The organism is Phyllobacterium sp. CCNWLW109, assembly GCF_037203905.1.
GTDB classification, from domain to species: domain Bacteria; phylum Pseudomonadota; class Alphaproteobacteria; order Rhizobiales; family Rhizobiaceae; genus Phyllobacterium; species Phyllobacterium ifriqiyense.
In genome coordinates, this window is the sequence record NZ_JBBCBK010000001.1 from 753,820 (window position 1) to 774,604 (window position 20,785).

18 protein-coding genes and 1 pseudogene are annotated in these 20,785 nt (G+C 52.6%); 12 read left to right on the plus strand and 7 right to left on the minus strand.

What is annotated here, in order from left to right:
• The first annotated feature begins 69 nt into the window (after positions 1-69).
• From V9K92_RS03725 to V9K92_RS03750, 6 genes are all read left to right on the plus strand, one after another.
• Positions 70-849: a DeoR/GlpR family DNA-binding transcription regulator gene (locus V9K92_RS03725; RefSeq protein WP_336441334.1), complete on the plus strand. Its 780-nt coding sequence runs from the start codon at positions 70-72 to the stop codon at positions 847-849.
• On the plus strand, positions 846-2,255 hold the full coding sequence (locus tag V9K92_RS03730) for an FGGY-family carbohydrate kinase (RefSeq protein WP_337353305.1): 1,410 nt from the start codon (positions 846-848) through the stop codon (positions 2,253-2,255). The genes V9K92_RS03725 and V9K92_RS03730 overlap by 4 nt, the downstream gene beginning before the upstream one ends.
• Positions 2,252-3,796, plus strand: a complete 1,545-nt coding sequence (locus tag V9K92_RS03735) for a sugar ABC transporter ATP-binding protein (RefSeq protein WP_337353306.1) — start codon at positions 2,252-2,254, stop codon at positions 3,794-3,796. The genes V9K92_RS03730 and V9K92_RS03735 overlap by 4 nt, the downstream gene beginning before the upstream one ends.
• 30 nt (positions 3,797-3,826) lie before the next feature.
• Positions 3,827-4,807: an ABC transporter permease subunit gene (locus V9K92_RS03740; protein WP_336441337.1), complete on the plus strand. Its 981-nt coding sequence runs from the start codon at positions 3,827-3,829 to the stop codon at positions 4,805-4,807.
• A 67-nt stretch (positions 4,808-4,874) separates the two neighbouring features.
• Positions 4,875-5,813 carry an ABC transporter substrate-binding protein gene (locus V9K92_RS03745; protein WP_337353307.1) on the plus strand — a complete coding sequence of 313 codons (939 nt, stop codon included), beginning with the start codon at positions 4,875-4,877 and terminating at the stop codon, positions 5,811-5,813.
• Between the two features lie 79 nt (positions 5,814-5,892).
• Positions 5,893-6,792, plus strand: a complete 900-nt coding sequence (locus V9K92_RS03750) for a sugar phosphate isomerase/epimerase family protein (protein WP_307276843.1) — start codon at positions 5,893-5,895, stop codon at positions 6,790-6,792.
• 36 nt (positions 6,793-6,828) lie between these two features.
• Here V9K92_RS03750 and V9K92_RS03755 read toward each other — a convergent pair whose 3' ends face one another.
• Together V9K92_RS03755 and V9K92_RS03760 are read right to left on the minus strand one after the other, a co-directional pair.
• A complete protein-coding gene (locus tag V9K92_RS03755) occupies positions 6,829-8,898 on the minus strand; it encodes an ATP-dependent helicase (RefSeq protein ID WP_337353308.1) in 2,070 nt (689 codons plus the stop codon).
• A 112-nt stretch (positions 8,899-9,010) separates the two neighbouring features.
• A complete protein-coding gene (locus tag V9K92_RS03760; RefSeq protein WP_337353309.1) occupies positions 9,011-10,201 on the minus strand; it encodes an MFS transporter in 1,191 nt (396 codons plus the stop codon).
• A gap of 108 nt (positions 10,202-10,309) precedes the next feature.
• Here V9K92_RS03760 and V9K92_RS03765 point away from each other — a divergent pair, with 108 nt between their 5' ends.
• Positions 10,310-10,804, plus strand: coding sequence for an Lrp/AsnC family transcriptional regulator (locus V9K92_RS03765; RefSeq protein WP_336441526.1), 495 nt, complete (start codon positions 10,310-10,312; stop codon positions 10,802-10,804).
• 64 nt (positions 10,805-10,868) lie between these two features.
• Positions 10,869-11,327: a hypothetical protein gene (locus V9K92_RS03770; protein ID WP_336441341.1), complete on the plus strand. Its 459-nt coding sequence runs from the start codon at positions 10,869-10,871 to the stop codon at positions 11,325-11,327.
• A 142-nt stretch (positions 11,328-11,469) separates the two neighbouring features.
• On the opposite strand, the gene V9K92_RS03775 is transcribed toward V9K92_RS03770, so the two are convergent.
• The gene (locus V9K92_RS03775; RefSeq protein WP_336441342.1) at positions 11,470-12,189 is read right to left on the minus strand and encodes a Crp/Fnr family transcriptional regulator; all 720 of its coding nucleotides are present in this window, start codon (positions 12,187-12,189) and stop codon (positions 11,470-11,472) included.
• A 93-nt stretch (positions 12,190-12,282) separates the two neighbouring features.
• Between V9K92_RS03775 and V9K92_RS03780 the strand changes: the two genes are divergently transcribed.
• Positions 12,283-12,540 (plus strand): DUF6894 family protein, encoded by a 258-nt coding sequence (locus tag V9K92_RS03780; RefSeq protein ID WP_337353310.1) that lies wholly within the window; start codon positions 12,283-12,285, stop codon positions 12,538-12,540.
• Between the two features lie 197 nt (positions 12,541-12,737).
• Here V9K92_RS03780 and V9K92_RS03785 read toward each other — a convergent pair whose 3' ends face one another.
• The 3 genes and pseudogenes from V9K92_RS03785 to V9K92_RS03795 all read right to left on the minus strand — a co-directional run bounded on the left by V9K92_RS03785 (position 12,738) and on the right by V9K92_RS03795 (position 15,124).
• Entirely contained in the window at positions 12,738-14,531 is a 1,794-nt protein-coding gene (locus tag V9K92_RS03785; protein WP_337353311.1) for a putative bifunctional diguanylate cyclase/phosphodiesterase, read from the minus strand.
• Between the two features lie 99 nt (positions 14,532-14,630).
• Positions 14,631-14,981 (minus strand): annotated as a pseudogene (locus V9K92_RS22830) (PAS domain-containing protein); the annotation flags it as partial.
• A complete protein-coding gene (locus tag V9K92_RS03795; protein WP_336441344.1) occupies positions 14,981-15,124 on the minus strand; it encodes a hypothetical protein in 144 nt (47 codons plus the stop codon). The pseudogene V9K92_RS22830 and the gene V9K92_RS03795, both read right to left, overlap by 1 nt.
• A gap of 521 nt (positions 15,125-15,645) precedes the next feature.
• Between V9K92_RS03795 and V9K92_RS03800 the strand changes: the two genes are divergently transcribed.
• From V9K92_RS03800 to V9K92_RS03810, 3 genes are all read left to right on the plus strand, one after another.
• Entirely contained in the window at positions 15,646-17,088 is a 1,443-nt protein-coding gene (locus V9K92_RS03800) for an ATPase domain-containing protein (protein ID WP_336441345.1), read from the plus strand.
• Positions 17,088-18,143, plus strand: coding sequence for a sensor histidine kinase (locus tag V9K92_RS03805; protein WP_337353313.1), 1,056 nt, complete (start codon positions 17,088-17,090; stop codon positions 18,141-18,143). Before V9K92_RS03800 ends, V9K92_RS03805 begins: the two co-directional genes overlap by 1 nt.
• Before the next feature lie 774 nt (positions 18,144-18,917).
• Positions 18,918-19,781: an alpha/beta fold hydrolase gene (locus V9K92_RS03810; RefSeq protein ID WP_337353500.1), complete on the plus strand. Its 864-nt coding sequence runs from the start codon at positions 18,918-18,920 to the stop codon at positions 19,779-19,781.
• Positions 19,782-19,867: 86 nt separating this feature from the next.
• Here V9K92_RS03810 and V9K92_RS03815 read toward each other — a convergent pair whose 3' ends face one another.
• Positions 19,868-20,782, minus strand: coding sequence for a hypothetical protein (locus V9K92_RS03815; protein ID WP_336441347.1), 915 nt, complete (start codon positions 20,780-20,782; stop codon positions 19,868-19,870).
• Between the last annotated feature and the right edge of the window lie 3 nt (positions 20,783-20,785).

The following is a 20,785-nucleotide window of genomic DNA, read 5'->3' on the forward strand; positions in this document are numbered from 1 at the left end:
CAAACTTGCAGGCTACCCGGTTGTATGATTATCTTGCGTCATTGGTGTTGGGAGACGCCGGGAGGTTGAATGAACGATTCTGAGCGCCATAAGCAGATTATTGATTTGTTGCAGGAGACGCCGTTTGCTTCGGTCCGCGACCTGCAGGAGCGCTTGGGCGTATCGCCCGCCACCATTCGTCGCGATATTGACAAGCTTCATGAAATTGGAAGTGCCCGGAAGGTCTACGGCGGAATTTCCGCAAATGAGGTGAGCACCGGTGCGCGTCTTTCAGCTCGTCCTTACGATGAAAACCGCGACATTGCAGTAGAGGCAAAACGGGCCATTGCCGAAAAGGCCGCAAGCCTCGTGCGCGATGGAGATTCAATCATCGTACATGCCGGATCAACTTGCTTCCAGCTGGGGATCCAGCTGGCGCGGCGAAATGTACGTCTTTACACAAACTCGATGCCTCTAGCCGCCTATTTGGGCGAGCATGGTACATGCAACTTGACGCTTGCAGGTGGCGTATTATACCGCGAGCCCGGTATAATTCATGATGCCTCTGCCAGCGTGCCTGATTTTTTTGCCTCGCGCTTCTTTGTTGGAACTCAGGGAATTAACAATGATGGCTTGCTCGAGTCTCATCCACTGCTCGCCAAGGCGATAAGTGAGCTAAGCCGCTGTGCTGATGAAATTGTCCTGTTGGCCGATAGCCGAAAACTTTCCATCGCACCCCGCAATATCGTGCTGCCGCTTTCGCGAATAGGGACCATCGTGATCGATGACGGATTGTCGGATGCGGGTGCAAAGATGTTGGAGGATCACGGAATCACGATCCTGATTGCAAGAATGGGGTCGCAGAATTGACAGATCACCCCGTCATCGCAGTCTTTGATTTAGGCAAAACAAATTCCAAGCTGTTTGTTTTGACGGCCATGGGAAAAGTAGTGGCACAAGCCCGCACCAGACCCGTTTGGAATGATGTCGGCGATCTCCGTGTTCTCGACGATGCGGCCCTTTTTGAGTGGGTAAAGCTTTCGTTGAGGGCAGCAGTTTGCGACCATGGCGTCAACAGCATTATGTTTTCAGGACATGGCTGTACCTTTGCATTAGTTCGCGGAGAGAAGCTAATCCACCCCATACTGGACTATGAGCAGGAACCGCCCACGGATATTGCTGGAAAAATCGACACACTGATACCAAAATACTCCGAGACATTTTCTCCAGCGTTGCCACTCGGCTTTAATTATGGACGCCATATCCTCTGGTTGAAGGAGCGCAATCCCGACTTAATCCACGAGGCGGATGCAATCCTTTCATATCCTCAATTTTGGTCATGGAAATTTTCCGGCCACAAGGTTTCAGAAGTTTCCTATCTTGGCTGTCACTCCCATCTTTGGGCACCGCTCGCAGATGACTTTAGCAGCTTGGTGACGTCTCAGGGATGGCGGGAAAAAATGCCGGAGCTGGCAAGGGCAGGTGATTGGATTGGAAAATATGTCGTTGAGCTGGAAAATGGGACATCGGCTGAAGTTGCGGTTCACAATGGCGTCCATGACAGTAATGCTGCACTTTATTATTATCGATCGCTTGGCTTTGAAGACTTCACCCTGGTTTCTACCGGCACTTGGATCATCATTTTTAATTCGTCTTGCCCGCTCGAGGTGCTCGATTCGCGGCGTGATATGTTGGCCAACGTAACTGTAGATCACCAACCGACCGCAACCATCCGATTTATGGGAGGGCGTGAATATGATGTTGCAAGTGGCGGCTGGAATAACGCCATATCCGTTGACGCACTAATATCGGTCATAGCCAAGGGCATATTTGTTCTTCCCTCCTTTGCGCCGGGCGGGCCCGCTCAAAATCAAACGGGTCGGTTCACAGGGCCGTCTGTCGACGGCGAGGAGCGCGCTGGTGCGGCTCTGCTATACGTTGCACTGATGACAGATCTGTCACTTGATCTCATCCAGTCAACCAACGCAATTGTGGTTGATGGCGGTTTGGTCAAAACTGGACTGTACGCAAACTTGCTGGCCAGCTTGCGGCAAGACCAGCGAATCTATTCAAGCGAAAATCCGGAGGGCAGCGCATTTGGTGCAGCAGCACTCGTATACGGTCAAGTTGGCTCAAACCCCTTCTCCAATGACACCCGAGAAGCTTTGCCATCTGTAATTGCCGGTTTGACGGATTATCGCGACGCGTGGCGCGCCATGGTCGAAAGCGGGGACCCGTCAGGTCGGCAAGTAGATCACAAGGAATTGCTGGTATGACCGTTTCGTCTCTCGCAGTCTCCGCTCCTGTGCTGGAGATGCGCAACATCAGCAAGACGTTCGGCAACATACGCGCGTTGTCCAACGTGTCGCTGACCGTTCATGCAGGTGAAGTGCATGCGCTTATGGGCGAAAATGGTGCGGGGAAATCAACGCTGATGAAGGTTCTGTCGGGAGCCTATAGGGCTGACCCTGGCGGGAGTATTCACATTGATGGTCTTCCTGTTGTGGCGGGCGACCCAGTTAAGGCAAAGGCCAGTGGCATCTCAGTAATTTATCAGGAACTATCTCTCGCCCCAAATCTGACGGTAGCCCAAAACATGTTCCTTGGTGCGGAACCTTCGCGGTTTGGTGTGGTAGACAAAGTCCAGATACGCGAGCGAACAGAACCGATACTCAGGCGCCTGGGAATTGATTTTTCTGCTTCGCGACGGGTCGGCGAACTGTCCCTTGGCGAGCGGCAGATGGTCGAGATTGCGAGAGCATTGACCACCAATGCACGCATAATTGTCATGGATGAACCAACAACTTCGCTGACTTCGCGGGAAACTGATCGCCTGTTTGAAGTTATAGCAAGTCTAAAGGCACATGGTATTGCAATCATCTATATCAGTCATCGGATGGAAGAGATTTACCAGCTTGCCGATCGGGTGAGTGTTCTGCGTGACAGTGCGTACGTTGGAACCCTCGAGCGAGAGGAATTGTCAGCTTCCAGACTGGTATCAATGATGGTTGGCCGCGATCTGTCATCATTTTACAAGAAGGAACATCACGCATCTGACGGCAAGATGGAGACGGTGCTTTCGGTGCAGAATATTGGTGATGCGCGCCGCGTGCATGATTGCTCTTTTGATGCCTGCGCGGGTGAAGTTCTGGGTATTGCTGGGTTGGTCGGATCTGGACGGACGGAACTTGCTAGGCTGATTTTTGGAGCCGATGTGAAAACGGCCGGCGTTGTAAGACTGGCTGGCAAGGAGCTTTCCATCTCAAATCCGAGCGATGCGCTCGCTGCAGGCATCGCCTATCTGACAGAAGATCGTAAGGGGCTGGGTCTCTTCCTCGACATGACAATTAGCGAGAACATTAATATGGGTGTGATGGCCGCTGACGCGGCGAGGGGCGGGGTCATTAATTTTGCCGCCGCAAGATCGCGCGCAGATCGCGCCATATCCTCGCTGTCAATCAGGACGCGAAGCGCCAATATAAATGTCGGAGCCTTGTCAGGAGGCAACCAGCAAAAAGCGTTGATCGCAAGGTTGCTGGAAGCCAAACCGCGCGTGCTTATCCTTGACGAGCCTACACGTGGCGTCGACGTTGGCGCAAAATCCGAAATTTACCGCATCATCGATGAACTTGCCCTAACCGGCATCGCTATTGTGGTGATCTCCAGTGATCTGCCAGAGATCATCGGGATTGCCGATCGCGTGCTCGTCATGCGGGACGGGCAAATTGCGGGCGAAGTCAGAGCTACGCCAGACAAACCTATAGATCAGGAAGCAATAATGGCCCTCTCGACCGGCTCTTCTGCCGGTCGAGCTTGACTGTGCCGAAGAACGGAAACGGATGAAACAATGACCGCGACATTGACAGATAAAGAACAGGACAAGGCCAGATTTCGATCGACGCTCACTGCCTTGGGGATGCTGCCGGTTCTGATAATCCTTGCGATCGGCTTTCACCTGTTGAGCGGACGGTTCCTGAGCGTCAATAATCTTTCGATCGTGATGCAACAGGCGTCAATTAACACCGTACTCGCTGCGGGGATGACTTTTGTCATTCTGACAGGCGGAATTGATCTGTCAGTCGGTTCAATCCTGGCCGCTTCTGCAATGGTCGGCGTAATCGTTTCGCTTTTTCCGGATATTGGAATGCTGGGTATTCCAGCTGCGATCGCGGTTGGACTTGCCTGTGGTCTGGTGAATGGGAGCATCATTGCCTTTTTAAATCTTCCACCTTTCATCGTGACCCTTGGATCGCTGACTGCTATGCGCGGTATCGCGCGGTTGCTTGGCAACGACACAACGATATTCAATGCTGACCTGCCTTTTGATTTCATAGGAAATGGAAATTTTCTTGGCGTCCCTTGGCTGGCAATCATAGCATTGGCGACGATCCTGATTTCGTGGTTTGTGCTTAAACGCACAGTCCTTGGCACATGGATATACGCGGTGGGGGGAAACATTGAGGCGGCACGCCTGACAGGCATAAAAGTACCATTAGTGTTGCTTTTTGTTTACAGCGTCTCCGGGCTGCTCTCGGGCCTTGGAGGCGTCATGTCTGCGGCACGTCTTTATGCTGCCAATGGCCTTCAGCTTGGTCAGTCGTACGAACTCGATGCAATCGCGGCAGTCATTCTGGGGGGGACCAGCTTCGTTGGAGGGGTCGGCTCGATCTGGGGAACTCTCGTAGGCGCTCTCATTATCGCGGTCCTTTCTAACGGGCTGATCTTGGTAGGCGTCTCGGACATTTGGCAGTACATCATAAAAGGCCTTGTCATCATTGTCGCGGTCGGTCTCGACCGGTACCGACTGAAAGGATTGAGCCGCACCTGACGTGTGGTCCACCAAACCCGGCTGGCCGGGCAACAAGACGCTGGGAGCGTCATAAATGGAGGAAAAAATGAAAATTATCTCGAAATTGCTTATGGGAACAGCGCTTGCTGCTTCGCTTGTCATGCCTGCTGCGGCCAAGGACTTGCAAAAGATCGGTATTTCGGTCGGCCTTCTAGGAAATCCATTCTTTGTAGCGACGATCAAGGGCATTGAAGATCGCGCCAAACAGATCAACCCAAGCGTACAGGTAACGTCTGTTTCGGCGGATTATGATCTTAACAAGCAGGTCTCGCAGATGGACAGCTTTGTTGCCGCTGGCGTGGACATCATCATGCTGAATGCAGTGGATGCCAAGGCAATTGCACCAGCGGTGAAAAAGGCTCAGGCAGCAGGAGTCATTGTTGCTGCATTCGATGTGTCGGCTCCCGGCGCCGATGTTACTGTCATGACCAATAATATAAAAGCCGGCGAGGAAGCCTGTCAGTACATTGTAGATCAGCTCAAAGGAAAGGGCGATGTCGTGATCATCAACGGTCCGGCTTCGTCTTCAATCATAGATCGGGTTCAAGGCTGTAAGAGTGTTTTGGCAAAGAACCCGGAAATTAAAATCCTGTCGGACGATCAAAATGCCCAGGGTTCCCGCGATGGTGGCCTTGCCGTCATGCAGGGACTTCTTACACGATTTGACAAGATCGATGCCGTTTTTGCAATCAATGATCCGACGGCAATCGGCGCAGAATTGGCTGCAAAGCAGCTGAATCGCAGCGAATTCTTCCTCACCGCCGTCGACGGTGCGCCGGATATTGAGAAGTCTCTCGCCAGTGGAAAGTCGATGATCAAGGCTTCGGCCTCCCAGGATCCTTATGTTATGGCCGGCGATTCCCTCAAGATGGCGGTTGATTTGATGAACGGAAACAAACCTGCCGAAACGACAGTTCTTCTCGATCCCAAGTTGATTACTGCCGATAATATAAAGGAATACAAAGGTTGGACTGCCGCTCGGTAGAGTTTTTCGTGAAGACCTGTCCGCGATAATGATGCGGGCAGGTCTTTTTTAACCCTTCTCAATTGCCAGAAAGTCTTCCATGTCAAAAATCGGTGTTCACTCATTCGTTTGGAGCGCAGGCTCATCTAAAGGCGATCTGGAAAACGCGCTCAACCGAACGCATGAACTGGGCTATAAGCTGATCGAATTTTCATATCTTGATCCAAGACAGGTCGATGTAAAGTGGCTGGCCGGGCGCATTCAAGACCTTGGGCTCGATGTAGCGATCAGTATGGGTTTGCCGCCTGATGGCGATATATCAAGTTCCGATATGGCCATCGTTGGCAATGGAACGGATATTCTGGACAAGGCGATTGCTCTTGTCCGCGACTTGGGCGGATCGAAGCTTGCGGGAATATTGACTTCAGCGCATGGGAAGCAAGAACATGCTTTGACAAAGCGGGGCTGGGATAACAGCGTTACGGCGCTTTCAAAAGTCGCCGACCATGCGAAAGCAGCAGGCGTGACGCTCAATCTCGAGATCGTAAATCGTTTCGAGAGCAATATGCTTAATACAGCAGCTCAAGGTCTGGCTTATATTCACGACACCGGTGCATCGAATGTCTTGTTGCATTTGGATACATTCCACATGAACATTGAGGAAGCTGATGTCGGATTAGCTATCCGGCATGCTGCCGAGAAAATTGGATACATTCATATTGGTGAAAGTCATCGCGGCTATCTTGGCACCGGCAGCATCGATTTCGGCGCTATCTTTGATTCATTGATCGCAATTGGCTGGGACGATTACCTAACTTTTGAGTCCTTTTCCACGACGATAGTTGATGAAAATCTGTCACTTAAGACCGCAATCTGGCGTAACCTTTGGGATGATAATTTGGCCCTTGCAAAACATGCTCGCCAATTCATTGAACTTGGAATGGAAACCGCGCGACTCAAGGCAGATTTGGTAAGACAAGCACATTTGCCGATTGAGTGACAGCCTGACTGTGTGGCCAAAGGCTCGGTGAGGGAACTAACTCCACATAGCACGCATGCGTGAACCTACATCAACCCGAACGCCACGGGCCTCAGTTTCCCTCGCGTTCTCAGGGCGTGCAATCGGCCATGAACAGCACTCGAAATATTGCAGTAGAGTGGCTGGAATGAACCGTGTGCGGGAAGCGTAAACATGCCGATCGCCTTTGGCGTTCTGGCCATGCGTGAAAAACCGCTGAGGGGTGACAAGGTGCAAGCTATCCTTTGCTCTTGTCATGGCGACGTAGAGCAGGCGCCTCTCTTCCTCGATCTCTGCAGTTGAGCCGGTACCAAGGTCGGACGGCACGCAGCCGTCTACCACATTGAGCAGATAAACCGATTTCCATTCTTGTCCCTTGGCTGAATGGATCGTCGATAGGATGAGATAATCCTCATCCAGCAATGGGACGCCAGATTGATCGCTTGTCGCGTCCGGCGGATCAAGAGTGAGTTCAGTCAGAAATCTCTCTCGCGAAGGATAGCCGCTGGCAATTTGCTCAAGCTGAAGAATATCAGCCTGGCGCATTTGCGCATCTTCGTGAATACGCTCCAGATGCGGTTCGTACCAACGCCGGACCAACTCAATCTCGGCAGGCCAGCCCATCCTTCTGGCGCTGAGTTGTTGAACGGTCGAAACGAAGTCCGACCAATTGTCACCGGCGCGCGGAGGTGCCGGATGCTGGGTGAGGGCACTTAATGGGTCCGCATCTATCGCCATGTCTTCAAGTGCGCGCTGTGCCGAAGCAGGACCAACGCCTGGAAGTATCTGCATGAGGCGGAATCCGGCAACACGATCACGCGGGTTTTGCGCAAAGCGAAGCATGGCCAATACGTCTTTAACATGGGCGCTGTCGAGAAACTTCAATCCACCAAATTTGACGAAAGGAATGTTGCGCCGGGTCAGTTCAACTTCCAAGGGTCCGCTGTGATGTGAAGTACGGAACAACACCGCTTGCTGTTTCAAAGTTGTTCCGGTTTCCCGGGTCTCCAATATCTGCTCGACGATGTAATTTGCCTGCTCGTTTTCATCGCGCACAGAGACGAGTCTCGGCCTTTCCGCAGACTGTCGCTCCGTCCAGAGATTTTTTGTGAAGCGTTCGGATGCCAGATCAATCACGCCGTTTGCCGCACTCAGGATCGGCTGTGTGGAGCGGTAATTGCGGTCAAGTGTGATGACATCCGCCGGTGGAGTGAATGAGCTTGGAAAGTCGAGGATATTGCGAATGGTAGCAGCGCGGAACGAATAAATAGATTGCGCGTCATCACCGACTACCGTCAGACCGCGTCCTCCGGGCTTCAAGGCCAACAGAATGGTTGATTGTAGGCGATTGGTATCTTGATATTCGTCGACGAGGACGTGATCAAAGCGGCCACCAATATCTTCTGCAAGCAGCGGATCGCAAACGGTCTGCGCCCAATAGAGGAGTAGATCGTCATAGTCGAGAATGTTCTGTGCTTGCTTGGCTTCGACATAACCGGCAAAAAGCTGGCGAAGTTCTGTCTCCCACATGGCGCACCAAGGGAAAACATCCTTTAGAACCTCGTTGAGTGGGCGTTCAGAATTGACGACGCGAGAATAGATCGCAAGGCAAGTTCCTTTGGTCGGAAAGCGGGTTTCGGTTTTGGAGAAACCAAGTTCGTGCCGGACCAGATTTATGAGATCGGCCGAATCTTCCCGGTCGTGGATAGTAAAGTTCGGGTCAAGCCCAATCTGTTCGGCATAGTCACGTAAAAGCCGTGCGCCTATCCCGTGAAATGTTCCCGCCCAATCCAAGGCGTCAGTCATGATCGAGGACTTTTGCCCAAGCACCTGCGTACAGATACGGCCGACCCGTTTGGACATCTCAGCGGACGCACGTCTCGAGAATGTCATCATAAGGATACGGCGAGGATCGGCACCATTTACAATGAGGTGTGCAACCCTGTGTGCCAGCGTATTGGTTTTTCCCGATCCCGCTCCCGCAATGATAAGAAGCGGTCCGCCAGTCTGACCATCGGGTAGTCCGATACCAAATTCTACGGCCTTGCGTTGTGCAACGTTCAACTTATCAAGATGCGCAACACTCATCGAAAAACTGGTTCCTATTTCTGATTCTGCTTGGAACAAAGATAGAACATAACACTCGTTTGCTCAATACTCAAGGCGGTGCAGAGACATACGCCAGCCGTTCCCGCTGCAATTAGTTCGGGCTCTGCATATAGGCCGCGCAGAGCGAAAAAACGCTTGCGAGCAAGCTGAGCAAGCCCCCGCATAGAGTAATGTAAACAAACCCCTCGGCCGCGTAGACTTTACCCATGACGATAGTCCCAGCGAACAGTGCAAGGTAGGTTACCGCGCTATTGAGACCCATTATTGCCCCACGTTGTGAAGGTTCCAGGGCCGTTAGTCGCATAATCAGCACGTTCAGGCCGAAGTGATTTGCGAGCCCCCAGATTGCCATGACGGCAAGAACCCCGGTGTAGGTGCCTGATACGAGCGACATCACGGCGTAAACCACAGCGACCATCAGAAAGATTAAGGGGAGCAAAACGCGACGGCCACTATAGGCGTCAACATAACGGTCCAGAAATACGGCGCTTCCAAAACCGATCCCGTAGAAGATCGCCGCAAGCCCGGTGGCTCGCACAGGATATTCCAGGTTCACATGCAAGTGATCGCCGACATAAGCATAGACGCCGTAAAAAGCCGCCATGAAACACCCACAGGCTGCCAGAAGCGGCAGTACGCCTTTGATCGTCAAAGCGGTGATTGGCGTTCTTGATGCAACACCCTTGCGCTGTGTTTCATGCTGCCCGTTCACCGATAATCCCGCTCCAGCAATGAGAGCCGCTGCGGCGATTGCGATGTAAAATGCACGCCAGCCAAGACCGTCAGCGATCAACGTCGAAAGGGGTACACCCGCCACCATGCTGATCGTCCAACCCGTGAGTACGATACCAATCGTGCGCCCTTCATGTCCGGGCGAAGCAACGACGGCAGCAAGAGTATAAATTGCGGGCAGGGCGACACCGGCCGATATGCCGACGAGAAACTGAGAAATCGTCAGGACGACTGCGCCTTGAGCCACACCACTGCTGATAAAACCGATCGCCATTATCAACATGACATAGGCAAGCGTTCTACGAGGGCCCGCCCGATCTATCAGTTGCCCCAGAGCGATGGCCCCCAACGCGGTTCCAAGCCCAAAGGCAGCCGATGCCAGCATAATGTCCTGAACTTCTACGTCGAACCCATCGGCAATTGCCGGCGCAATCGGACCCAGTGCAAGTGAATTTGAGCCGATCAGACCAATGCATCCCGTCAGGGCCCAGACTATTGCGGGAACCGACAGTGATGAAATTTCGCTTGTTACGTGATTATCATTCTGCATAAGCTCACAATATTCGAATGTTATTCGGCGGCAACCAGGGAGTTTACGGTCGTGAAAAAAACAGATGGTATTCTGCACCATAAAGGGGAGGCGCATAGGGCAGACCCAATGGACAGAAAATTGTTAGGTCAACTGGTGGGGGATGCGACCCTCAGCTATGCTGAACTTGGACAGAGAGTTGGCCTTTCGGCCCCGGCGGCACATGAGCGTGTCAAACGCTTGCGGCAGCGGGGAGCGATCAAAAGCGTCTCAACACTGATAGACCCCGCAAGTGTAGAAAAATCGCTTCTGGCGTTTGTCCATGTGGACACAACAGGCTGGGGGAAAACACCGACCTTGCTGGCAATAAGCCAGTACCCGGAAGTGGAGGAAATCCATTCGGTAGCGGGCGACGCGTGCATGCTACTCAAGGTTCGCACGAACGGGACTCAAGCTCTTGAACATTTGCTGGCGCAACTGTACGCAACGCCAGGTGTGAAGGCGACGCGAAGCTATGTCGTGCTGTCGACCTATCTCGAGCGGCCCGTACAAGCCGAAACAACGCAGGAGTGGCCGGTGATCGACTTCACGCGGGAACAGGCTGACGCCAAAAATCTTCTTTAGGCTGGAAGCTTGGGGAACGAAAACTCTGCCAGCTCGTTCCAACGACAACTCAGGGAGGTTCCCAATGTCAAATGAAGATGGATCCGGAGGCAATCCTGCTTTCGATAAGAGCAGCCCGACATCCTTCGGACAATCCGTAGAAAGTGAAGCGCAGATTGCCGATGCTGCGAGCCGCTCGTCCGGCCTTGTTGGCCAAGGCGAAAGACTTCACGTCTATAGGGTTGTGCCGACCGCCTCACCTGACGATCCCCGATGGGAGAACTCGCCGTTTCAAGGAGAGGTCGTGGTGGCTGCACGGACCAGTGGCGATGCAAGAATTGTAGCCGCGGGCCGCGAGCTTGATTTTATGGAAGTCGATGCGGCACCTGCCGATGATGTTACCACTTTCAATGCAAGTGCCTTCCGCGATGACAAGCTCTATACGGTCATCGAGATTGAAAGCGGTAGAACCGATCTGACGCGAGGGGTCATTGTTGGCGATATCAGCGTTGATAATATCCGGCCTATGCGGTCCTTAGACTGATCGGTGGTTTATAGTCGGTTTTCTGCGCTCACCTGCGGCACATCGCGCGTGTTCATTAAAGAGATGCGGGGACCAAGAAGGGGCTTCCTCTATGTGCCAGCGTACTTGAATGATCCTGTTTGAAGGCAGACCCCCTCTGGAACTAGCGTGGTTCGACACTTAAGTTGAGATAAAGAGGACTGAAATCGGCATACTCTTTAAGACGTTCCCAATCGAGAATAGTCACGATCTTACCCGCCCATTTGAAGAGATTTTCCCGCCGTAACATTTGCAGGCTTTTGTTCAGATGGACCACTGATATGCCCATCACATCTGACAGCTCGGCTTGTGTGAGAGGAAAGCTAAACGAATTATCCCGTGTCTGGCCCACCACTTGCAGACGGATGAAAAGCTCGCAAATCAAATGGGCGAGATGTATTTTCTTGGGTCGCCGTCCCATTCCCACGATCCACTCCCGGTGAATAGAGCCATCGATAAGGGTTTGCAGCCACAGCAAACGCGTGAGATGGGGAAACCTCTCGGTAACCATGATGATATCGTTGTGATCGAAAAGAGCTATGCGGCAAGGTGTGAGTGCAACAATGCCATGATCCATAACCTTCAAAGGAAAGGCATGAAGGTCCACAAAATCGCCGGGAACATGCAGAGATGTAATTTGCCTACTCCCATTTTCAAGTACCTTGTAGCGAGCAGCAAAGCCCTCCACCAGAAGTGTACTATACCTCGGACGGCTTCCTTCGACGACAAGATCCTCATCCGCGGAAAAATTCTTGTCCTGGGTTATCATTGATTGCAGCAATGACTTTTCCGCAACTGATACGACATCGTGACTCTCAAGTTTCAGTAGCAAGGATTCAATCAAAGAAACGTACTCCAGAGGGCGTGTTGAAATTTTATCGGCACCTGTAGGAACCTAATCCTTCAAAGAGGCTTATGTTCCAGAAGAGGAAAAAGCATGAGCCGATATTACTTCGATTTGGACAATGGCGACGGCAGGACCCGCGATGATGAAGGGGTGGAACTTCCTGACAATGCCGGCGCCATTAAAGAAGCTTCAAGGATTGTAACCGACCTGGCACGTGACGAACTGGTGGAATGCGGCAATGGTAGAATTTGGCTTACAATCAGAAAATCGGATGGCAATGTGCTGGCGGTGGCCAGCCTGCTATTCGACACGAAATTTATCGAATTTCAGCCAGCTAGTGAAAGCTGAGCAGTACTCAACTCCATCGCTGAATGCACCCAGGTCATCCAATAAAGCCTCGGCTTCACCTGAGTGATTCTTTCGCGACACCGTCAGACCGGGGAGACAGCTCGCCGGACATCCGATCTGTGGATTTCAAAGCGGTAGAGTTACCGACAGCCTCCCGGCTGGCTTGCCTGTGCGGAGGGTTTTATTGCAGCAGCACCTCATGCCGGCGCCAGCCCTGATTTCGATTGTTGGTTCTGGAGCAGTTTGCCTATTTCGGTGGAAGATACTGCTTCACTGAATAGATGACCTTGCACTTCGTCACAATGATTTTCACGCAGAAATGTCAGCTGCTCGTGGGTCTCAACCCCTTCTGCGATCACTTTCATGTTGAGCTTTTGCGCAAGCGATATGACGGCTGCGGTAATCGTTTTGTCATCGTCATCCTCAACCAAATTTCGTAAAAACGACCTATCTATTTTCAACCGTGAAACTGGGAGGCTTTTTAAGGCACTTAAGTTTGAATATCCCGTACCAAAATCGTCAATGGCAAAACTGACACCGACTTTGCGCAGTTCCTCCATTGTGGCAATTACTTCGTTGACGTCCCGCATTACCAAACTCTCAGTAAGCTCAAGTTCAAGGCACTTGGCATCTAATTCTGTTTCGCCCAATGCGTGCATGACACGGCTCGTCCAATTCTGATCGTGAAACTGACGAGCCGAGACATTGACGCACATGGTAATTGGTTCAAACCCGGCGTCCTGCCATCTTTTGTTCTGCTTGCACGCTTCGTAAAGAACCCACTCGCCGAGCGGCACAATAAGCCCCGTTTCTTCTGCCAACGGAATAAATTCGTTGGGATTTATCAGTCCCAATTGCGGATGATTCCACCGGACCAAGGCTTCCACAGCGAATATGCGTCCGAATTCCAGTTCCACTTGAGGTTGATACAAAAGGTGAAACTCGGATTGAGCAATGCCTCGGCGAATTCCGTCGTGGAGGGCTAACCTTTCATGGGCTTTTATATTAAGTTCCGGCGTGAAAAAGCGAAATCCGTCCCGCCCTGCTTCCTTTGCCTTATACATGGCAATATCCGCATTTGCGATCAAGGTTTCAGCATCTGTTCCATCTTGGGGATAGGTGGCGATACCTATGCTGCAAGTGATGTGGAACTCTCGGCCTCTGATAATCATTGGCTCCAGGATCGCTGCTCGAATTTTGTGCATTGCGGCAGCAATCGCGTCGGTGTTTTCCGGTAGATCTGTCAACAGGATAACAAATTCGTCGCCGCCCATACGCACTGCCGCGTCCGTCGGCCGTATACAATTCTCCATACGTCGGGCAACCGTCTTTAAAAGTTCATCGCCTGCAGTGTGGCCGAGGCTATCGTTGACGAACTTGAAATTATCCAAATCGACGAAAAGGACCGAGACCCATGGGTTGTGCCGTTTCGTCTGTAACATTGCCTGCGTGAGGCGATCCGTCAGGAGAATACGATTTGGCAAACCAGTCAGCATATCGTGGTAAGCCATATGGCGGATCTTATCCTCGGCATGTTTCCGTTCGATCGCAATTGCTGCGATTCTGGTCGCGATTTGTGTCAGGTTGATCTCTGCCGGCTCCGGATGGCGTACTCCGGCCGAGTAAAGTGCGAACGTGCCAAGGACGATGCCATCGTGAGACAATACTGGAGCCGACCAGCAGGATTTCAGACCATGACGGGAAGCCAGATCGCGGTAATTCTTCCAAAGTGGATTACTGGCGATGTCAGCAACGATCACACTTTCGCCAAGCCAGGCAGCAGTCCCGCACGATCCGGCACCAGGTCCAATGGGGAGACCGTCGATCGCCCGGCAATACTCTTGCGATAGCGTAGGCGCGGCTCCATGCTTGAGGTGAGTACCACCGTCGTCAAGTAACAAAATTGAACCGTATACACCGACCAGCTGTCTTTCCATAAGTCTAACCAGGCGATCAAGAACTGCATGCAGAGGTGAATTTACAACAATCATCTCAAGTATCGCTGTCTGCTCATCCCTGAGAAAGTCATCTCTTTTGCGAGCAGAAATGTCACGCGAGATTCCAACCAGCCCTACGACAGTGTCATTTGTTGATCTTAGCGGGACCTTCGAAGTGGATAACCACCTCTCCTTGCCAGAAGCAGCATCAACGACGCATTCCTCCATCCCTATCATTGCAACACCAGTACGAATGACCTGACGTTCGATTTGGGAGAATCTTGCTGCGGAGGATGCATCATGCAAGTCGAAGTCGTTCTTTCCGGTCAGATCATCCGGACTTTCAAATCCGTGAATACGGGCAACTGCCTCATTTGCCACGATGAAGCGACAATCCAGATCCTTGACAAACAGGTAGTCCGGCACCTGATCAATCATATTACGAAGCAGTCTGTGTGGGTCGTTTAAACTCTTGTCAGCAAGGTCGTTCTTCACAATCGACATCACACCTGGCCTTTGTTGGCCAGATGTAGCCCACTGGAAACATTCGAAACCGATCGCGTCGTCAAAATCGAGAAAATGCCAGGGTCATCGCGACGAGAAGATTGTATTGTTTTTTCAATTGGATTGTTGCGCAGTTCGGTCATTAGAATTGCTTCCCTCATCTCAGTAAACTACCCAAGCGCGCTTCCGTTCCCACATCCTTTCGAATGTCTCGTTCCATCCAATGGAGGTCAATAGAATTTTGGGGACGTGACGCGCATTGTTCAACAAGGACTTTGTTGTCCACCATGAGAAAATATGGAACCTTGTGGCAGCCCCCTGATCATAATGCAGATCTGGGAAGGTCACAAACTGGCTGCCGCCGTTCGCGTATTGACCCTATCAACTTTATGCCGGCCTCAGGCACCGACAGACAACCAACAAAACCCTTCCGATCGAGGGTCGATTTATCACAAGCAATCCCACCCGACCATATCATCAAGGCGGCCACGAACTGTACAGAGGCAAATAGTGAATCGCGGCTGATTGATGCCGGGCAAAATCGCAATCCTCAACAGGGCGCCATGTTGACGATCACAGCCATGAAATATAAGCCTGAGGCTTGTTCGGCTTTAAGCGGTCGGCGTACCCGCCGCTCCTGTATTCCAAGAATGGAACTCCTTGCATGGCTACGCCAAAAAAACCGCCGGTTGTCAAAACAGGTATCACCGGATTGGACGAAATCCTGAGGGGAGGGCTGCCCGCCTCCAATTTTTACATTCTCCAGGGAGCGCCCGGATCTGGCAAAACCACGGCCGCACTGCAATTCCTGCTTGCAGGTGCTCAAAATGGCGAACGCTGTCTCTACGTCAGCCTGTCCCAAACGACGGCGGAACTGAAATCCATTGCTGTCTCTCACGGTTGGAAACTCGACGGTATCAGGATCGAGGAGCTGTCGGCATCAGACGCTGTGAATGGCGCGTCTGATCAGTCGATTTTCCAGACGACGGAGCTTCGGCTGGACGAAACCCGTAAAGCGGTTGAGCAAGCCATTGAGGATCATAAGCCCAGTCGGCTTGTCTACGACTCGCTTTTGGAAATCCGGCTGATCACGGGCGATTCGCCACGGTTCCGCCGGGAGCTGCTTGGCTTCAAGGCGTTTCTGGCCAAACATGGTGTCATTGCATTATTGCTGGATACGCAGACCAGTGGGTCCTCCGAGCGCAATGGTGAAGAGGTCGAGGGTATCGCGCATGGTGTAATCCGCTTCGACAAGTCTCTTGAAGAATATGGCGGGGTTCGTCGCCGTATAGAAGTCAGCAAAATGCGCGGCGTACCCGTTGCCGACGGATATCACGACATGGCGATACGTGAGGGAGAGGGCGTCATCGTCTATCCGAGGATCATTCCGGGTACCGCATCCGAGACCGTCAAACCGCAACTGATCAAATCGGGCGTCACCGCGCTTGATGAGATGTTTGGGGGCGGTCAGGAATCCGGTACCACGACGCTCGTGATCGGCCAATCCGGCACGGGTAAATCCACCATGTCCTCCTTATATGCTACTGCCGCCCTGAAACGCGGTGAAAGCGTTGCGCTGTTCCTTTTTGAAGAACGTCTGGAAACTTTCTTCAGGCGCTCAGAGGGACTGGGGATGGATTTGCGCCAGTTCCACAAAGAGGGTCAGCTGATCATCCGTGATTTCAATCCCAACGAAATATCGCCGGGGGAGTTTGGCAAAATCGCTCAGGAAGTCGTCACCCGCGAAAAATCCCGCGTGGTTGTGATCGACAGCTTCACCGGATACCTGAATTCCCTCCCGCATCGTGAAAAGGCCGTGCGAGATATTCAGTCGCTGCTGAAATACCTTGCCCGGTCGGGCGTCCTGACGATGTTGATCGTGGCTCAACACGGGCTGCTGGGCCAAAATGTTGGAATTGATGTCGACGTCAGTTTTCTCGGCGATACAGTGTTGCTTTTGAGAATTTCAGAACATGAGGGAAAACTCAGGCGCAGTATAACGGTGGTAAAAAAACGCCATGGTCCTCATGACCTGGACGTTAGGGAACTTTTGATCCAGAGTTCGGGCGTGTCAGTTGTTCCTTATAATCCCCTTCCTGAACTCTGATGCACGACGAGAACCAGAGCGAACTTGATTGGGCGCTCGTCCTTGCTCCATACCGCAAGGACGCCGCGTTTATCGAGATTTTGCTCGTTGAAAATGGTATGAACGTCAGGGTATGCGCCAGCACAGAGGATTTGGCTGAGATGCTGGCGCAATCTCCCGGCGTTATTCTCGTAACCCACGAGTCGTTGACACCCAGGACGATAGAAGCCATTTCGGTACATTTGTCGGCACAGCCGAATTGGTCAGACCTGCCCATTTTCGTTCTTCTGGACCGAAAGGCCCCGCATGCCCGTATCCGTGCGGAATTGGAAAGACTATGGCCGCAAGCAAGGCAAATATATTTTCAAAGACCCGTCATATCTCTCGAACTGGTAACCGCTGTTCAATCTGCATTTTTGGTGCGTTTACGGCAGCGTGAAGTCAGAGATTCGATCGAGCGTGAGCGCGACCTCCGCTTCGAACTCAATCACAGGGTCAAGAATATTCTGGCGAGCGTAAGCTCTATCTTCAGAATGACCCGTCGCGCAGCAGATACGATTGACACGCTGGTGGCGGACTTTGAGGGGCGCCTGGGAGCCTTGGCTAATGTTCATTCGGCTGTCTTCGAACAAGGTGGCGACACGGTCGACCTGCGAGAAATCGTTGATCTGACCTTAAAACCTTATGCGGACAGAGCAAAGCGGCTGAAAATCGATGGCCCGGAGCTTCTGCTCAACCGCGACGCTGGCACCACACTTGCACTATGTCTGCATGAACTGGTCACAAATGCCATCAAATATGGCGCTTTGTCCACGGATGAAGGACGTATAAGTGTAATCTGGAAGATATCCGATGACGCCCAGCCGATTTTGACGCTGGAATGGATTGAAAGTGGGGGGCCGCCTGTGAAGGAACCGACGAGGGCAGGGTATGGCACACGATATATCCGTTCAGCCTTGTCAGCCATATTCGGCGAGAAACCTATAGTTCTGTTTGAACCTACGGGATTGCGCTGTGTGGCTCGCGGATTGCTTGCAAATGTTGTTTTAACCGATCTCCGTCCGCCGTTTAAATAAACGGTAGAGGCTCCTTCCATCATTTGAGTGTTTATAAAAAATTCATTGCCATGATGCAGGTCTTGTATCAGCAGGGCAGCAATCCGAATGCCAAATGATCTTTTTATACCTTCAAGGAACGCTAGCCGTGGCCGGTATTTTACAGAAGATTGGGGGCCGTGGGGTTCTGTGCCATTGATTGGCAATCGGATTAACCGTGCCCATCCCTATCTCTTGTTGGCCTCTCCGCAACTGTCACCCACCAGTAGTGGTATGCGTCAAGATTATCGGATTTTCAGGCGCACCATCTGTCGAGCGACACCTCGTGTTCATAGTTATCGAACTGAGAGACACTATACTCGATCTCAGGAGTGCATTGTCCCACAGTCTCATAGACCTGGCTGAGTGGCTCGTCCCATATGATGTCCCCAAAAGTTGTTTTCACACCGTGCTTGATTGGCACCTTGTGCCTCGCGTCTCGTATGCTATTCCCAATCACTTACCATGGGACAGTAGATTTAACACTTTTAGCAGGAAAGCAGTTCCTGGTGATCAAAAGCCCGCGGTGGTAGTGTCATCTAGGCTCCAGTATCGGCAAACTTTCTATTGCGCGCTCGGGTTCTGGTGTTGCCTTTGATACTTTGCAATGAAATATAAAAATCTGGACAACCAAAGGCCGTCGTGGCTCGTTGGAGGCAGGCTCCCCCTGATAGTCTTGTCAGAACGACCAAGATCCTTTGTGCAGCTGCGAGGGAAAAACTTTACTATGCCCTCGCTGATGATAGAGTGAGGGAAATGTTCGAAGGCTTCGCACTGGATCGGATCGACGTCGGCGATGCCGTGTTGCGAGTGCGGCACGGCGGCTCAGGTCCGCCCCTTCTTCTCCTGCACGGGCACCCACGTACACACACGACATGGCACCGCGTTGCGCCAATCCTTGCAGCAAAATTTACCGTGGTGTGCCCTGACTTGCGCGGCTTCGGGCAGTCCTCGTCGCCGCCGGACATGGCGAGTCATTCGCAGGCATCCAAGCGAGCAAAGGCCGATGATTGCGTTCGGTTGATGGAAGCGCTTGGCCACCAGCGGTTTATGATAGCGGGTCACGACCGAGGAAGTTACACCGCATTCCGCTGCGCGATGGACCACCCCAGACGGGTTGAACGTTTGGCGATTCTAGACGGGGTGCCGATCTTGGAGGCTTTGGAACGCTGTGATGCGCTATTTGCGGAAAAATGGTGGCACTGGTTTTTCTTCGCCCAGGCAGGTAAGCCTGAGCAGGCTATTCTCGCTGATCCGATTGCATGGTATGGCGGGTCTGAGGAAGCAATGGGAAGCGAGAACCACGCGGATTTTCTGGCGGCGATCACCAACCCAGAGACGGTGAAGGGGATGCTCGGCGACTATAGAGCCGGCTTGGCGATCGACGCCCATCATGACCGCATCGACCGGGACAGCGGTCGCACAGTAGTCTGTCCTACCCTTGTTCTGTGGTCGCTCAGGGATGATCTCGAGCTACTTTATGGCGATGTGCTTGGCGTGTGGCGACCCTGGGCGCCAGACTTGCGTGGCCACGGCATCGACAGTGGACATCACGTCGCCGAAGAAGCGCCTGAACGGCTTGCTGAAGCATTGTTGGCTTTTTTTTCCTCGTCCGAGTGATAGGCCAAAGTCATTGGGACACCGTAAGCAACGAGCATCAAAACTGTCTTGGTCTTGCAGCGTGGCGGCCAAACTGTGAATTCAAACTACAAAACCGCACGTAGCCGGTCATAGGTAGGTGCGAGGTTCATAAGCGCGGCTGCGGCTCTCCTGTCGTCCCCAACGACAAGGGGATGTTGCAAACTGCCTATCAGACGGGCCTGTTCAGCAACGATGACAGCGGCATCTACACTGCCGATACGGGCGAGACAAGCGGCGGCATCGCTGGTCCTGCGGGCACCTACCCGAACCGCAAAATGGATCAGGTGTCCGCGCAAGGCATCATCGCAGTTGTCGGCGACCAGTTCTGCCAGTGCTTCGGCCGCTCTGCTATTGCCCAAACTGCCTGCGGGCATAACAGGCGCGTGTTCCATCGACAGCCACTGTTTTGCTGCCGGGATCGCAGCCTTAATGATATCGACCTCCGTTACATTTCGTTGCCGTACGAATCTGGTGCGCATGGTGTAGGGCGTTCCGTAAGCTACTGTCTTCGCAGCCCAAGCAGCCATAAAATCGGTCAGAGGGAGCAATGCAAAGGGGTAGCCTTGGGGATCATGCATCAGCACGCGCTCCTCATCGACCTCCAGCACGACAACATAATGGTCAGCCTCTATGGGTTCTTTCATGCCAGGTTGGTGGGTCAGATATCCCATTTCGACCGGACCCACCCAGACGGGCCCATGGGCCAGCGCCGACTTTAAGCGTGAAAGCGCCTCCTCAGCCGTTCCGCCTCTTGCGACATCAGATGACCAGCCGAGAGCAGCAAGCGCGTCGTCAAAACCTCGTTCCGGATCCCAGCCATAAGGGTCAAAGAAGGGCAATCTGCCGCCAATCAGCTGCATGCCGAACGGGCTTGCCGTGGAGAATTCGATCACGGCCGTCGAGGGCGCAGCGGCACCAAACATCATGGCAAAGGCATTGGCGTAGCAATAAGGTCCGGAGCCGACATAGGGGATATTCATATT

Bases quoted from the DNA above. Each gene is read 5' to 3' on its own strand.
- V9K92_RS03735 (WP_337353306.1), top strand. From the start codon at position 2,252: ATGACCGTTTCGTCTCTCGCAGTCTCCGCTCCTGTGCTGGAGATGCGC.
- V9K92_RS03795 (WP_336441344.1), bottom strand. From the start codon at position 15,124: ATGACCGAACTGCGCAACAATCCAATTGAAAAAACAATACAATCTTCT.
- V9K92_RS03745 (WP_337353307.1), top strand. From the start codon at position 4,875: ATGAAAATTATCTCGAAATTGCTTATGGGAACAGCGCTTGCTGCTTCG.
- V9K92_RS03780 (WP_337353310.1), top strand. From the start codon at position 12,283: ATGAGCCGATATTACTTCGATTTGGACAATGGCGACGGCAGGACCCGC.
- V9K92_RS03815 (WP_336441347.1), bottom strand. From the start codon at position 20,782: ATGAATATCCCCTATGTCGGCTCCGGACCTTATTGCTACGCCAATGCC.
- V9K92_RS03765 (WP_336441526.1), top strand. From the start codon at position 10,310: ATGGACAGAAAATTGTTAGGTCAACTGGTGGGGGATGCGACCCTCAGC.
- V9K92_RS03785 (WP_337353311.1), bottom strand. From the start codon at position 14,531: ATGATTGTTGTAAATTCACCTCTGCATGCAGTTCTTGATCGCCTGGTT.
- V9K92_RS03750 (WP_307276843.1), top strand. From the start codon at position 5,893: ATGTCAAAAATCGGTGTTCACTCATTCGTTTGGAGCGCAGGCTCATCT.
- V9K92_RS03800 (WP_336441345.1), top strand. From the start codon at position 15,646: ATGGCTACGCCAAAAAAACCGCCGGTTGTCAAAACAGGTATCACCGGA.
- V9K92_RS03725 (WP_336441334.1), top strand. From the start codon at position 70: ATGAACGATTCTGAGCGCCATAAGCAGATTATTGATTTGTTGCAGGAG.
- V9K92_RS03740 (WP_336441337.1), top strand. From the start codon at position 3,827: ATGACCGCGACATTGACAGATAAAGAACAGGACAAGGCCAGATTTCGA.
- V9K92_RS03755 (WP_337353308.1), bottom strand. From the start codon at position 8,898: ATGAGTGTTGCGCATCTTGATAAGTTGAACGTTGCACAACGCAAGGCC.
- V9K92_RS03770 (WP_336441341.1), top strand. From the start codon at position 10,869: ATGTCAAATGAAGATGGATCCGGAGGCAATCCTGCTTTCGATAAGAGC.
- V9K92_RS03810 (WP_337353500.1), top strand. From the start codon at position 18,918: ATGTTCGAAGGCTTCGCACTGGATCGGATCGACGTCGGCGATGCCGTG.
- V9K92_RS03805 (WP_337353313.1), top strand. From the start codon at position 17,088: ATGCACGACGAGAACCAGAGCGAACTTGATTGGGCGCTCGTCCTTGCT.
- V9K92_RS03760 (WP_337353309.1), bottom strand. From the start codon at position 10,201: ATGCAGAATGATAATCACGTAACAAGCGAAATTTCATCACTGTCGGTT.